The sequence below is a fragment of the Pseudothauera rhizosphaerae genome, from assembly GCF_004801305.1.
In the GTDB taxonomy this organism is placed as follows: Bacteria; Pseudomonadota; Gammaproteobacteria; order Burkholderiales; family Rhodocyclaceae; genus Pseudothauera; species Pseudothauera rhizosphaerae.
This window is the reverse complement of sequence record NZ_SSOD01000007.1, coordinates 158841-173162: the sequence shown is the minus strand read 5'-3', so window position 1 is coordinate 173162 and position 14322 is coordinate 158841. Positions and strand designations below refer to the sequence as shown.

Genomic DNA, 14322 nt, shown 5'->3' with positions numbered 1-14322 from the left:
CTTGCCCCCATGAAGGCCCTCTACGTCGAAGACAACCCGGTGGATGCGGATCTCTTTGCGCGGGCGTTCGCGCGCGAACTGCCGACCGCCGAGCTGCACCTGGCCCGGTCGCTCGCCGAAGGCACGGCGCGGCTGGCCGAAGGTCTGGACGTGGACGTCGTGCTCACCGACCTGTGCCTGCCCGACGGCTCGGGCCTGGAACTGCTCAACTGGGTGCGCGAGCGCCGCCTGCCGGCGGCCGTCGTCGTGCTCACCGGCTCGGGCGACCAGCGTGCCGCCGTGGCCGCGCTCAAGGCCGGCGCCGACGACTACCTGGCCAAGGACGGCGACCACCTGCACCGCCTGTCCGCCACCCTGGACGCGGCGATCGAGCGCGCCCGCGCCGAGCGCAACCGGCGCAGCCGGCCGATCCGGGTGCTGTATGCGGAACACCACCGGTTCGACATCGACCTGACCATCCGCCACCTGGCCCAGGTGGCGCCCCATCTGCGGCTGGACATCGTGGACAGCGCCGCCGCCGTGCTCGAAAGGCTGGAGGGCGAGAGCGGCGGGGGATACGACGTGCTGCTGGTGGATCACATGCTGCCGGGCACCGATGCGCTGGGCCTGACCAAGATCCTGCGCGAGGAGCGCAAGTTCGACATCCCCATCGTCATGGTGACCGGGCAGGGCAGCGAGGAGACGGCGGCGCAGGCCCTGCGCATCGGCGTGTCCGATTACCTGGTCAAGCACCACGGCTATCTGCAGGAACTGCCGCTGGTGCTCGAGAAGGCCTGCCGCCAAGCCGACCTGATGCGCGAGCGCGCGGCCCTGCGCGACGCGGTGGACAAGCTCAGGCTGCACTCGGCGGTCATCGACAGTACCCACGACGGCGTGCTGATCACCGATCTCGACGGCAACATCGTCTCGGTCAACCGCGCCTTCACCGAAATCACCGGCTACCCGGACGAGGAGAGCCGGGGGCGCAATCCGCGCTTCCTGCAGTCCGGGCGCCACGGCCGCGCGTTCTACAAGGAAATGTGGGCCGCGCTGACCGAGACCGGCTGCTGGCAGGGCGAACTGTGGAACCGGCGCAGGAACGGCGAGCTGTTTCCCGAATGGCTCACGCTCAACGCGGTACACGACGAGAACGGCGTGCTCACCAACTACGTGGGCGTGTTCACCGACATCAGCAAGCTGCGCAACGCCGAGGAGCGCCTGAGCCATCTGGCCCACCACGACCCCCTCACCGGGCTGCCCAACCGCCTGCTGGTGCTGTCGCGCCTGGCGCACGCCATCGAGGTGGCACAGCGCCGGGGCCACCGGCTGGCCGTACTGTGCCTCGACCTGGACCGCTTCAAGACCGTCAACGACAGCCTCGGCCATTCGGTCGGCGACGAACTGCTGTGTGCCGTGGCGGAGCGCCTGCACGCGCGCCTGCGCGAGGAAGACACCCTCGGCCGGCTCGGGGGCGACGAGTTCATGGTGCTGCTCGACGACCTGGACGCACCGCAGGATGCCGCCGTGGTCGCCAACGAACTGCTCGGGGCGCTGGCCGAACCCTTCGCCCTGCCCAGCGGGGCGGAGATGTTCATGCATGCCAGCATGGGCATCAGCGTCTATCCGGACGACGGCGACGACTATCTCGCCCTGGTGCGCAACGCGGATGCGGCGATGTACCGCGCCAAGGCCGAAGGCCGCAACACCTACGGCTTCTACACCGAGGACCTCACCCGCCTCGCCAGCCAGCGCCTGGAACTGGAAACCCGTTTGCGCCGCGCGCTTGCGGGCGGCGAGTTCGTCGTGCATTACCAGCCCGTCATCGCGGTGGCCGACGGCCGCCTGCTCGGCGCCGAGGCCCTGGTGCGCTGGCAGCCGCCGGGCGAGGTCATGGTGCCGCCCGGCGCCTTCATCCCCATCGCCGAAGAGACCGGGCTCATCGTGGCGCTGGGCGAATGGGTGCTGGGCACGGCCTGCCGGCAGTGGCGGGAGTGGCTGGACACCGGCCTGCAGCCGGGATCGCTCGCGGTGAACCTGTCGGTGGAGCAGATCCGCCGCCGCGACGTGGAAGGCATGTTGCGCGAAGCGCTGCACGACACCGGCCTGCCGCCCCGGTGGCTGGAACTGGAGATCACCGAGAGCAGCCTGATGGCGCAGGGCGAACAGGCCGAAGCGCTGCTCGCCGCGCTGAAGGCGCTCGGCATCGGCCTGGCCATCGACGACTTCGGCACCGGCTATTCGTCGCTGGCCTACCTCAAGCGCTTCTCCATCGACAAGCTCAAGATCGACCGCAGCTTCGTCCAGGACATCGCCGACGACCGCAACGACCTGGCCATCGCCGCCGCGGTGGTGGCCATGGCGCGGGCGCTGGACATCTCGGTGCAGGCCGAAGGGGTGGAAACCGAAGCCCAGCTCGATCTGCTGCGCGAACTGTGCTGCGGCAGCTACCAAGGCTATCTGTGCAGCCCGGCCCTGCCCGCCGACGAATTCCACGCCCGCTTCCTGGCGCGGCGCTGAATCCGCCCTAGCGCCCCCGCAGGGCGCGCTGCATGCGTGCCAGGGCCTCGGCCAGCGTGGCCGGCGGGCAGCCGAAGTTGAGCCGGACGAACCCCGGGGCGCCGAACGGTGCACCGTCCGAGAGCCCGACCCCGCCCGCTTCGAAGAAGGCCGCCGGATGTTCCAGTCCGGCTCCGCGGCAGTCGATCCAGGCGAGGTAGGTGGCCTCCGGCGGCACGCTGGCGAGGCCGGGCATGTCGGCCACGGCGGCGGCCACGCGCGCGCGGTTGGCGCGCAGCACCTCCAGCAGGGCCTCCCGCCACGGCCCGCCGTCCCGGTAGGCGGCCTCGCAGGCCACCAGGCCGAGCAGGTTCACGTGGGGCACGATGCCGCGCATGGCGTCGCGGAAGCGGCGGCGCAGGGCCGGGTCGGGGATGATGGCCAGTGCGCAGTAGAGGGAGGCGATGTTCCAGGTCTTGGACGGTGCCATCAGCGTGATGGTGCGCCGCGCCACGCGCTCGTCGAGGGCGGCGATGGGCAGGTGCGGCAGCCCGTCGTCGAGCACCAGGCCGCAATGGATCTCGTCGCTGCAGATCACCAGGTCGCGCCGTTCGGCCAGATCCGCGATCCAGCCCAGTTCGTCCCGGTCGAACACCCGGCCCACCGGGTTGTGGGGGTTGCACAGCATGAACAACCGGGTGCGCGGCCCGATGGCCTCTTCTACCGCGGCCCGGTTCCAGCCCCAGCGCCCGCCGGCGAGTTCCAGGGGGCGGCTCACCAGGCGGCGTTCGCTGTTGGCCGGCGCACTGAGAAAGGGCGGATAGACCGGCGTGGCGGTGAACACCTCGTCGCCCGGTTCGCCCACGGCCCGGCAGGCGATGTTGAAGCCGCTCACCACGCCCGGCAGCCACACCAGCCAGTCCGGCTCGATGCGCCAGCCGTGGTCGCGCTCGACGGCGTCGACGACGGCCTCGACGAGGGACGGCCACGGCTGGGTGTAGCCGAACACGCCGTGCGCCACGCGCGCCTGCACGGCGCCGATCACGGCCGGCGGCGCGGCGAAGTCCATGTCCGCCACCCACAGCGGCAGCACGTCGCGGCCGGCGTAGCGGCCCCATTTTTCGCCAGGCAGCGAACCCCTGTCGATTTGCCGGTCAAAGCCGAAGATGTCCGTCATGCACAGCTCCTCACGTTGGGCACAGTGTAACCCGGTGTTCGCTGCCGCCACGGGCCGCCGGGCTGCGGATAGAATTGCGCAAAATTATTCGAGCAGGAAGGAGGGAGACCAAGGTGCAGGACGTGATTGCCCACCCCGACGGCATCTATGCGGTGGATTCCGGCTACGGCCGGCCGCAGCTCGCGGCCATCCATCTGATCGTCCACCAGGGGCGTGCCGCGGTCGTCGATACCGGTACCAACGCCTCGGTGCCGCGCGTGCTGGCGGTGCTGGCCAAGCTCGGCGTCGCGCCCGCGGCGGTGGACTGGGTCATGCTCACCCACATCCATCTGGACCATGCGGGTGGCGCGGGCAGCCTGATGTGCGCGCTGCCGAACGCGCGCCTGCTCGTGCACCCGCGCGGCGTGCGCCACATGGCGGACCCGTCCCGGCTGTGGGAGGGGACCGCGGCGGTGTATGGCGCCGAGCGTGCCTTCGAGCTGTACGGGCGCATCGTGCCGGTGCCGGCCGAGCGCATCGTGCCGGCACGCGACGGCGACGAGATCGACCTGGCCGGGCGGCGCTTCCGCGTGCTCGACACCCCCGGGCACGCGCGCCACCACATCTGCATCTGGGACGAAACGGCGCGCGCCTTCTTCACCGGCGACACCTTCGGCCTGTCCTATCGCGAGTTCGACATGGACGGCCGCGCCTTCGCCTACCCGACCACGACCCCGACCCAGTTCGACCCCGACGCGCTGCACGCCTCCATCGACCGCCTGCTGTCCTTCGCGCCCGAGGCCATGTACCTCACCCACTACAGCCGGGTGACCGAGGTGGAGCGCCTGGCCGGCGACCTGCACCGCCTGATCGACACCCAGGTGGCGGTGGCGCAGGCGGCGCGCGGCGGCGGCGTGGCCCGCCACGTGGAGATTCTCGCCGGCCTGGAGCAGATCGTGCGCGAGGAGGCGGCGCGGCACGGATGGACGCTGTCCGAGAACGACGCGCTGGAACTGCTGCGCGACGACCTGGAGCTCAATGCCCAGGGGCTGGGCGTCTGGCTCGACAGCCTGCGGGTGGCCGAACCCGAGACGGTCTGAGCCCGGCGCCGCGCATGTTTGCCGATACCCTGTTCGAAGTCGATCCCCAGCGCCGTTTCGGCGGCATCGCGCGGCTCTACGGCGACGACGCTCTCGCACGCCTCGCTGCCGCGCACGTGTGCGTGATCGGCGTGGGCGGGGTCGGCTCGTGGAGCGCCGAGGCACTGGCCCGCAGTGGCGTGGGGCGGATCAGCCTGATCGACCTGGACCACGTGGCCGAATCCAACATCAACCGCCAGGCCCACGCCCTGGAACACACCCTCGGCCAGGCCAAGGTGCTGGCCATGGCCGAGCGCATCCACGCCATCAACCCCCAGGCCGCCGTCCATGGGGTGGAGGAGTTCGTCACCGCTGAGAACGCCGCCGCGCTGCTGCGGGGTTACGACTACGTCATCGACGCCATCGACAACGTGCGAGCCAAGGCCGCCATCGCTCTGGCCTGCCGTGACGCGCGCATGCCCCTGACCATGGCCGGCGGCGCCGGCGGCAAGACCGACCCCTGTGCCATCCGCGTGGACGACCTCGCGCGCAGCACGCAGGACCCCCTGCTCGCCAAGGTGCGCAGCCGTCTGCGCAAGGAGCACGGCTATCCGCGCGATCCGCGGCGCCGCTTCGGCATCGAGGTGGTGTACGTGGATCAGCCCCTGCGCCGGCCGGCGCAGGCCTGCGGGAGCGGGCGTGGCCCGCAGGGGCTGGCGTGCGCCGGCTACGGCTCCAGCATGATGATGACCGCCAGCGTGGGCCTCGCCGCCGCCGCGCGGGCACTCGAACGCCTGCTGGCGGCGCAGGTGCAGGGCGGTTCCGAATCATGAATCCCGGCGAGGCGCTGATCCTGTTCGGCCACGGCGCGCGCGACCCGGAATGGGCCGGGCCCATGCGCCGCGTGCGCGAACTGCTGGCCGCGCAGGCACCGGAACTGCGCGTGGAGTTGGCCTTCCTGGAGTTCATGGCCCCCACGCTGGACGAGGCGATCGGCCGCCTCGTCGCGGACGGCGCCTGCCGCGTGACCGTGCTGCCCATGTTCCTCGCCCAGGGCGGCCATCTCAAGCGCGACCTCCCCGCGCTCGTGGACGCCGCCCGTGCGTGCCACCCCGGCACCGCCTTCACGCTGGCGCCGGCGGTCGGCGAGGACGACGGCGTGCTGGCCGCGATGGCGGCCTACGCCGCGAACTTCACGCGCCCCTGAGCCTGCGCCTTCAGGGCTGCGGCCCGCGCAGGCGCGTGGTAACGGCGAGCCCCGCGCCCCACAATGCGGGAACGATGCCGTGCGCGCTCATTTGCGCTGCGCGGATCTTCCCCGTCTCGCGGCGGATCAGGTGCTCGACCGGCGTCTCGGGCGACGAGGGCATGGCCCCCGTGTCCACCTCGCCGCGCCGCAGCGCTTGCCGTGCGACCTCCAGGAAACGGCTTTCCTCGGCCACGTCCAGGGCGTGCTGCTCCAGGTAGTGCAGCACCTGGAATCCGCCCACGATGACGAAGACGATCAGCATCAACACTGCGGTGGTCAGCGCCGTTCCGGTCTGCGGCGCGGCATGCGCCGTCATGGCCCGCGACAGGACGATGCCGCCCAGCAGGATGAGCACGGCACTGCCGGCGAGGCCGTACGCCAGGCGTTCCAGCCGCCGCCTTTCCTTGGCCAGCATCGCTTCGGCCAGTTGGCACAGGGTGGTCCAGGTGCCGGCCGGACCATTGAACCAGGTCGGCCTGCCGACGGATGTATTCTCGTGGATCGTATGCATGATGGTTGTCCTCCAGGGTCGTTGTCGACACCAATGACATAACCGGCAAGACGTCTCCGGGAGGGAATGATCGCCCCGGGAATGCTTGCGTAATATCAGTCGATGCTGTCAATCCGGGGTCGGTAGCCACCGACATGACGTAGGATATCCCCGACAGACGGCATGAGCGGACTTGCCCACGCAGGGGACCGGGCGCGCCCCTCCCGGCGGCGTAGATCATGCTGGCCGGGTGCGGCAGAGGGTGGGGCTGTGCTAGCGTTCGCCCCATGTCCGCCGCCATCGTCCTCTCGCTCCACGTCCGCACCCTGACGGAAGCCCACGCCGCCGCACGTCGGGCCGCTGCGTTGTGCGCCCGGCCGCAGCGGGCCGAGCCCGGCCTCTACGAGCTGCTGGTCAACGCCATCGAACACGGCAACCTGGAGATCGGTCACGCGCTGAAGACGGAGCTGCGGGCTTCCGGGCAGTGGGAGGCGGAGGTGGCGCGCCGCCTGGCCTCGCCCGGACTGGGCGAGCGCCGCGCGCAGCTTGCCGCGTGGCGCACTGCCGAGGGCTGGTGCTTCGAGATCGCCGACGCAGGCCGGGGTTTCGACTGGCTGCCCTGGCTGGCCCTGGACCCGGTGCGCAGCCGGGCGCCCAGCGGGCGCGGCATTGCGCTGGCCCGTGCGCTCCATTTCGATCGCCTGGAGTTCCTGCCGCCGGGCAGCCGGGTGCGCGCCCATGTCCACGAACCATCCGTCGACTAGCGATGTCCACGCTGCGCCTTCCGCCATCGCATACAATCGCGCGCCATGAAAGACACCCCTGCTGCTCCCGCCCTGCACGGCGCCGAAGCCTCGCCCCTCGGCCAGCCGGTCGCCTACCGCGACACCTACGCGCCGGAGCTGCTGTTTCCCATCGAACGCCAGTTGAAGCGCGACGAGCTGGGCATCGCCGCGGGTGCGCTGCCCTTCGTCGGCGCCGACCTGTGGAACGCCTATGAGCTGTCCTGGCTCAACCCGCGCGGCAAGCCGGTGGTGGCGCTGGCGAGCTTCACCGTGTCGGCCGATTCGCCGCGGCTAATCGAATCCAAGTCCCTCAAGCTGTATCTGAACGCCTTCAACCAGAGCCGCTGCGCGGATGCACAGGCGGTGGCCGCGCTCATCCGCGCCGACCTGTCGGCCGCTGCCGGCGCGCCGGTGGAGGTCGCCGTCGAACCGCTGGGCGAGGCGCCGCGGCGCGCGTCCGGCACGCCGGAGGGCATCTGTCTGGACGGGCTGGACATCGACATCGACACCTACCGTCCGCAGCCGGCCTTTCTCGCGGCCGCCGCCGGGCAGCCGGAAGTGGCCGAGACCCTGTACTCGTACCTGCTGAAATCCAATTGCCTGGTCACCGGCCAGCCGGACTGGGGCATGGTGGCGGTGCGTTATCGCGGCGCACCGATCGAGCGCGCCGGGCTGCTGCGTTACATCGTGTCGTTCCGCCGCCACAACGAATTTCACGAGCAGTGCGTGGAGCGTATCTTCTGCGACCTGATGGCGCGCTGCCGGCCGCGCGAACTGCTGGTGTGGGCGCGCTACACGCGGCGCGGCGGGCTGGACATCAACCCGTGGCGCGCCACGCCTGGAATGGCGCCGCCGGCTAATACTATGGAAATACGCCAGTAGGACGCCGGGCGATGCGATTTCCCTTGGGAATCAAGGCGTCGCGAGGCGGTCGGAGTGCTGCAACATTTGTTGAACAGGTAGGCAAGGGTGGGCCGACTGGTTTAGTATCCGCCCACGTTCTACCACCACCATGAGGAAGAAACCATGAAGCTTTTCGTTGCTGCCGCGGTTGCTGCCGGCCTGCTTTCGGCCGCTCCGGCCTTCGCCTCCGCCGATCTGGCCAAGGCCAAGAACTGCCTGGCCTGTCATACGGTGGACAAGAAGCTGGTCGGTCCGGCCTACAAGGACGTGGCCGCCAAGTACGCCGGCCAGGCCGGTGCAGCCGCCACGCTGGCGACCAAGATCCAGAAGGGCGGCGTGGGCGTTTGGGGCCAGATCCCGATGCCCCCCAACCCGCAGGTCAGCGAGGCCGATGCCAAGACGCTGGCCGAGTGGGTGCTGACCCAGAAGTAAGCGCCTGACACGCACCAACAAGAAACCAGCCCGCGGGCTGGTTTTTTGTTGGCATTCCTCGCCGCGTGCCGTTCAGAGCATGGCGCAGGGCGGGGTCTGCAGCCACTGCTCGGCCTCGGCCGCGGCGGCCGGATGGGCGAAGTAGTAGCCCTGCATGACGTCGCAGCCGAGGGAGCGCAGCACTTCGACCTGCTCGGCCTGTTCCACGCCTTCGGCGATCAGTTGCAGGCCGAAGCCGCGCGCGATGCCGGTGATCGCGGAGATGATGGGGTTGAGGGCGGGGCCGTACAGGTCGCCCACGAAGCTGCGGTCTATCTTCAGGCAGCTCACCGGGAATTTCTGCAGGTAGGACAGGGAGGAATAGCCGGTGCCGAAGTCGTCGATCGCCACCCCCAGGCCGGCCGCGCGCAGGGCCTGCACCTTGGCGGCCGCGCCCTCCGTGTCCTGCATCATCATGCTCTCGGTGATCTCGAGTTCGAGCTGGGCGGGCGGGATGCGGTAGCGGGTGACCGCGGCGAGCACCTCGTCCACCATGCCGGCGCGGTCGAAATCGTGCGGCGACAGGTTGAGGGACATGCGCAGGTCCGTGTGTCCGGAGTCGCGCCAGCGCATCAACTGGTGGCAGGAGCGGTCCAGCACCCAGCGGCTGATGTCGGTGATCAGGCCCATCTCCTCGGCGACCGGGATGAACACTGCAGGCCCGATCTGCCCGTGCAGGGGATGGTTCCAGCGCAGCAGCGCCTCCATGCCGACCACCCGCCGCCCGGCCATGCTGACCTGGGGCTGGAAGTGGAGCTCGAACTCGTTGCGTTCGAGGGCGTTGTGCAGGTCGTTCTCCAGCGTCACGCGCTGGCGGTGGTGGGCGTTGAGTTCGGCGTCGAAGAAGCGGAAGCCGTTCTTGCCGGAGCGCTTGACCTTGTACATGGCCACGTCGGCATGCTTGGTCAGCTCTTCCGCGCTCTTGCCGTCGCGCGGATAGATGGAGATGCCGATGCTGACCGTGGCGCGGAATTCGCCTGACGGCAGCGCGAACGGCCGGGCCAGCGTGTCGAGTATCTTGCGCGCGGTGGTCTCGGCGTCCTCGGGACGGGAGATGTCCGGCAACAGGATGGTGAACTCGTCCCCGCCGAGCCGGGCCAGCGTGTCGCCGCGGCGCAGGGCGGTGCCCAGCCGTTCGGCCAGATTGCGCAGCAGGGCGTCGCCCGCGGCGTGCCCGTAGGTGTCGTTGACGAGCTTGAAGCGGTCCACGTCGATGAACATCACCGCCAGCATGCCGGCGCGCCGCTGCGCCTGGGCAACCGCGAGTTCGAGGCGGTCGCGGAACAGCACGCGGTTGGGCAGGCGGGTGAGCTGGTCGTGGTAGGCCTGGAAGGTGATGATCTCCTCGGCCCGCTTGCGCTCGGAGATGTCGCGGGCGACGCCGTAGAGACCGATGCCTGCGCCGTCCTCGCCGGCCATGGGCAGGCCGTTGAGGGCGACGGTGACGTAGGTGTTCTCGCCGTCCTCCACCATGTGGCGGTTGCGGCGCAGGCGCAGTTCGATGCTGAAGCCGTCCGAACGGCCGCTGCGGCAGACCTGCAGCAGGGCCTGGATGCGGTCCTGGTCCTCGGGCATCACCAGCAGGATGAAGGGGCGCCTGAGCAACTGGGCGCGCTCGAAGCCGAGCAGGGCTTCCACGCGCGGATTCAGGTAGCTGAAGCAGCCGTCCGCATCGAGGGTGAAGATGAGGTCGGGCGAACTTTCCACGAGGTAGCGGTGCAGGCGCTCGGAGGCGTGCAGGCGCTGGCTCATGGCGCGGTTGGCACGTTCGAGGGCGGTACGGTGCAGCACGTTCTGCACCGTGCGCTGCATCTGCACCACATGGTAGGGCTTGCGCACGAAATCGTCGGCGCCGCCGCGCAGGGCGCCGATGGCGGCATCGATGGCGTCCTCGCCGCTGATCATGATCACCGCCTCGCCCCGGTGCCGCTCGGCCAGCCAGTCGAGCACCGCGAGGCCGTTGCCGTCGGGCAGGCGGTAGTCGAGCAGGATCAAATCGTATTCGGTGCCGGCGAGCTTCTCGAGGGCTTCGGCGACCGTACCGCATTCGTCGAACTGGCGCGTCGAGTGCGCGAGCACGTGCGGAAGCGTGCGGCGCAGCGCCACGTCGTCATCGACGATCAGGATGCGGCACGGCAGTTCGGCGCCGTCGCGCGTTGCCGCCTGATCGAAGAAGGGTTGCTCTGCCGGGATAACCATGACCCCCCTGAGCTGCGCTGGTTATGGAGCGTTCCGGTACTGCACGAGCTTTCCGTTTTCGTGCCGCGGAGCTTACCGCCACCGGATGCGGGCGGGAAAGCGTTTCGTCATCGAATCCGACGGAAATCTCTTCTGTGCCAAAAGTTTAAACCAAATTCTTAAAGGCATTTAATCGATCCGGAGGAATTTGTACCGGAACGAACAACTGGAAGCCGGTTCCGCTGCCCGCCTGGCTGCGGCAGACGACGGTCGCGTTCCAACGCAAAAGAATATCGCGAACGATTGAAAGCCCGATACCCTGGTGTTCCCCGCCTTTGGTAGTACTGCCGCTGGCGAACAGGTCGGCCATGCGTTCGGCCGACAGACCGGGGCCGTTGTCGATCAGCCGGATCTCCAGGCAGGGGCGTCCGTCGACCACGAGCTGGCCGGGCACGGCGAGCGCGAAGCGGGTGCCCGGCGAGAGCGCCTCGGAGGCATTGCGCAGCAGGTTGAGCAGCACCTGCCTGAGGGCGGAAGCCGGCATGGCGACCCGTGGCAGGACGGCCGGCTTGCGCAGTTCGAAACGGATGCCGTGGCTCTCGAACAGCGGTTCGGCGCACAGGGCGCGCAGTTCGTCGAGCAGGCTGCCGACGGCGCAATGCGGTTCCTCCGGCGCGTCCTGGCCGGGCAGCGCGCTGAAGCGGCCGAGCAGGTCGCCGACGCGGGCCAGTTCCTCGTCGATGAGGGCGAGCTTGTCGCGCAGCGAGGTGTCGTCGGCGTGGCGCTGCTCCAGCAGGCCCACGTAGCTGCGGATCACGGTCAGCGGATTGTTGGCCTCGTGCACCAGCGTGCGCGCGTGCTGGCGGTAGCGCGCCTGGAACTGCTCGGCCTGCTCGGTCTGGGCGCGGACGCGCGCCTGTTCGTCGAGCAGACGGTCGGCGGCGCGGGCGATCAGGATGCCAAGCGTCGACGCCGCGGCGTCCAGCGGCAGATGCTCCAGGGGGCAGCCGAACACCGCCACCGTGCGGGTGTGCGCCAGTGCGAGGGGCACGCAGGCGATAACGCCCGCGCCGAGCCAGCGTCCGATCTGCCAGTCGGCCGCGCTGCGCGTGTCGAGGCTCTCGCCGAGTACCACGGTGGTCGGTGTGGTGCTGCGCAGCGCCAGCGCGATCATGCTCGATTCGTCGTCGCTGCGCAGGGCCAGTTCGTCCACCCACTCGGCAAGCCGCGGAGCGCCGGGCGAGAGCAGGGCCAGCGGGCGGTCGTCGGCGGGGCTGAGGATCAGCGGTTGCTCGACGCCGGCGAGCAGGCGGCAGCCGAGGGCGAGGCGTGCGTGCACGGCCTCGGCATCCAGTCCGGCGAAGGCCCCTTGCAGAAGGCCGCCCAGCGCGGCCGCCTGCAACTGGGGCGGCAGCGGGCCACGGGGCCACGGCGCGCCCGCCGTGGCGGGCGGAGCGGCCCGTCCGCCGGCGAGAAACGCGATGTCGGTGCGCAGGCTGGCGAGCACCTCCGGCGCCAGGTGCGCCATCGCCGCGAAGCGGGGGTCGGATGCGCTGTCCGGCTCGCGGGCGAGCCGCACCGCCGACCACAGGATGCGGGCGAGGGGATGGGCGGCGGCAACGTATTCTTCGAGGGCCTGTTCGATGAGCAGGGCGTCCACGATCGGTGAGGGCAGGCCGCACTGCGTGGCGAGCGCGGCTGCGGCCGCATTGGCCGACTGCCCGCTCGCGCCGCCGACCGCCTGGCCGAGCGCCAGCCACATGCCGGCCAGATAGGCTTCGTCCGGGCGCGGATAGCGATTTTCCTGGGCGATGTGGCGGGCGCATTCGGCGGCCAGCAAGGCCGTCTGCGCGAGTTCGGCCGCAGGGGCGGCGGCACGGGGCGGGTCGGCCTGGGCGAGGTGGAGCATCCAGGCCCGCAGCAGTCCGGTGCCCGCCTGGCGCAGACGCTGTTCGAGCAGCGCCCCGAGGTCGCACGCCTCCCCGCCCGCGAGCGGCCGCGCCGCCAGCAGCGGGAAGCACAGGGTGACGTCGCGCAGGGTGAGTTCGGCGGCGGCGCGCCAGTCGGGTTCGGGATTGCCGAGCAGGCCGAGGAGAGCCTCGCTGCCGCTCGGCACGAGGCTGGGCGCAGCAGGGCGGAGTGCGCTCGGCACCGGGTGGGCCATCAGGGGCTGGCTCCGGGCATTCATTGGACTGCCCGGATATTAGCGACAATCGGCCAGCGGCGACGTGACCGAATGCGCAGAGGCGCAGTGGCTGGTTTCGTCGCGCTCCGGTGCGCGCCGCCCATGCGACGAAAGGCATAGGCCCAACACACAGGGTGCAAGCCCGGCGCGGAAGAGGGCCTGCCGTCCGGTCCGATCCTCCGCTGTCGCCGGACTGCGACGGAGGATCTCTCAGGCCTGCAGGTCGTCGGCGAAGGCGAGGGCGGTCAGGTGGGCGCGGTTGAGCACGTCGGGTGCGAGCTGCAGTTCGTCGGCGGCCTTGGCCAGCGCACTGCCGTCGAAGCTCTCGCACAGCCGGGCGAGCTTGAGGAAGGGGGCGAATTCGCCCTGCTCGTAGAGCAGGGCCTCGGTGACGTTGGGCGGCAGGTTCATCTCGTCGAGCACCGCCTGCATGGAGGTGCCGAGCAGCAGGTTGAGCAGCGAGAAGGCGCCGGTGATGAACAGGTTGTCCCGTTCGGATTTGTCGAAGAATTGCGCCCCCGCTTCCTCCATGAAGCGGCCGCGCGTGATCGCGGTCTGCATCATGGCCGGTGCGCTGGGGTCGCGGCTGGCGGTGACCAGCAGCAGCGACAGCCACTTGTTGAGCTTGTCGTAGCCCAGGATGCTGACCGCGTGGCGGAAGGACTGGATCTCGCACATCAGGCCGAAGCCGGCCGAGTTGATGTAGCGCAGCAGCTTGTAGGACAGGGCCACGTCCTGCTTGAGCACCGCCTCGATCTCCTTGATGTCGCCGTTGTTGCGCACCAGGTTGAGCAGCCGCACGATCTGGGCGTGCCCCGGCGTCAGATCCTTGGGCGGCGGGTTGCCGTGCAGGAAGAACCAGCCCGAGGCGCCGTCGTAGCCCGCGGCCACCGCCTTCTGGAAGGCGGGCAGATCCGCCAGGCCCCAGGCCAGGCTGAGCCCCGGCGCCCCGTTGGGTGCGGCGTTCTTGCGTGCATCGAGCAGCACGAAGCGCCATTCGGCGCCGGCCGGCAGCGCGGTGCCCGGTGCGTACCAGCTCAGGCAGGTGCTGATGCCGGCTTCGCGCAACTGCGGCAGCAGGGCCTGGGTCTGGGGGTGGTTCAGGGCCTGCACCGGAATCTCCACCATGGCGTTCTGCGGCGCCGACCAGTTCATCAGGTCGGGCGTGGGCACGAGCCGCCCCAGGCACACGAACACCGTGTGGCGCGTCGGCCACACGTCGGCCAGGCCGTTGAGCGCGTCCACCACGGCCCCCATGTTCTGGCCGTGGGCGATGAGCCGGTTGGCGGTGATCGCGCGGCTCTTGTTGACGACGGGCTCGCGGGTGAGGATGACGGTCTGGCTCATGGCA

General features: G+C 70.1%; 12 protein-coding genes. 7 read left to right on the top strand and 5 right to left on the bottom strand.

Annotated features, from left to right (window positions below):
• Positions 1-9 precede the first annotated feature (9 nt).
• Entirely contained in the window at positions 10-2496 is a 2487-nt protein-coding gene (locus E6O51_RS10825; protein WP_136385012.1) for a two-component system response regulator, read from the top strand.
• Positions 2497-2503: 7 nt separating this feature from the next.
• On the opposite strand, the gene E6O51_RS10820 is transcribed toward E6O51_RS10825, so the two are convergent.
• A complete protein-coding gene (locus tag E6O51_RS10820) occupies positions 2504-3652 on the bottom strand; it encodes a MalY/PatB family protein (protein WP_136385011.1) in 1149 nt (382 codons plus the stop codon).
• A 113-nt stretch (positions 3653-3765) separates the two neighbouring features.
• Here E6O51_RS10820 and E6O51_RS10815 point away from each other — a divergent pair, with 113 nt between their 5' ends.
• Genes E6O51_RS10815 through E6O51_RS10805 form a run of 3 tightly spaced genes read left to right on the top strand, consistent with a single transcriptional unit; the run spans position 3766 to position 5917 of the window.
• A complete protein-coding gene (locus E6O51_RS10815) occupies positions 3766-4731 on the top strand; it encodes an MBL fold metallo-hydrolase (RefSeq protein ID WP_136385010.1) in 966 nt (321 codons plus the stop codon).
• Positions 4732-4745: 14 nt separating this feature from the next.
• Positions 4746-5543, top strand: a complete 798-nt coding sequence (locus E6O51_RS10810) for a tRNA threonylcarbamoyladenosine dehydratase (protein WP_136385009.1) — start codon at positions 4746-4748, stop codon at positions 5541-5543.
• Entirely contained in the window at positions 5540-5917 is a 378-nt protein-coding gene (locus E6O51_RS10805) for a sirohydrochlorin chelatase (protein WP_136385008.1), read from the top strand. Before E6O51_RS10810 ends, E6O51_RS10805 begins: the two co-directional genes overlap by 4 nt.
• Positions 5918-5927: 10 nt before the next feature.
• Here E6O51_RS10805 and E6O51_RS10800 read toward each other — a convergent pair whose 3' ends face one another.
• The gene (locus E6O51_RS10800) at positions 5928-6470 is read right to left on the bottom strand and encodes a hypothetical protein (protein ID WP_136385007.1); all 543 of its coding nucleotides are present in this window, start codon (positions 6468-6470) and stop codon (positions 5928-5930) included.
• A 218-nt stretch (positions 6471-6688) separates the two neighbouring features.
• Between E6O51_RS10800 and E6O51_RS10795 the strand changes: the two genes are divergently transcribed.
• The 3 genes from E6O51_RS10795 to E6O51_RS10785 all read left to right on the top strand — a co-directional run bounded on the left by E6O51_RS10795 (position 6689) and on the right by E6O51_RS10785 (position 8569).
• The gene (locus E6O51_RS10795; RefSeq protein WP_136385006.1) at positions 6689-7213 is read left to right on the top strand and encodes an ATP-binding protein; all 525 of its coding nucleotides are present in this window, start codon (positions 6689-6691) and stop codon (positions 7211-7213) included.
• Between the two features lie 45 nt (positions 7214-7258).
• Positions 7259-8116, top strand: coding sequence for an NADPH-dependent 7-cyano-7-deazaguanine reductase QueF (gene queF, locus E6O51_RS10790; protein WP_136385005.1), 858 nt, complete (start codon positions 7259-7261; stop codon positions 8114-8116).
• A 144-nt stretch (positions 8117-8260) separates the two neighbouring features.
• Positions 8261-8569, top strand: a complete 309-nt coding sequence (locus tag E6O51_RS10785; RefSeq protein WP_136385004.1) for a c-type cytochrome — start codon at positions 8261-8263, stop codon at positions 8567-8569.
• Between the two features lie 72 nt (positions 8570-8641).
• Here E6O51_RS10785 and E6O51_RS10780 read toward each other — a convergent pair whose 3' ends face one another.
• The 3 genes from E6O51_RS10780 to E6O51_RS10770 form a co-directional block, all read right to left on the bottom strand.
• Complete coding sequence (locus E6O51_RS10780) at positions 8642-10807, bottom strand: putative bifunctional diguanylate cyclase/phosphodiesterase (protein WP_136385003.1); 2166 nt, start codon at positions 10805-10807, stop codon at positions 8642-8644.
• Between the two features lie 145 nt (positions 10808-10952).
• Positions 10953-12950 carry an ATP-binding protein gene (locus E6O51_RS10775; protein WP_168735246.1) on the bottom strand — a complete coding sequence of 666 codons (1998 nt, stop codon included), beginning with the start codon at positions 12948-12950 and terminating at the stop codon, positions 10953-10955.
• Between the two features lie 231 nt (positions 12951-13181).
• Positions 13182-14318 (bottom strand): EAL and HDOD domain-containing protein, encoded by a 1137-nt coding sequence (locus tag E6O51_RS10770; protein WP_136385001.1) that lies wholly within the window; start codon positions 14316-14318, stop codon positions 13182-13184.
• Between the last annotated feature and the right edge of the window lie 4 nt (positions 14319-14322).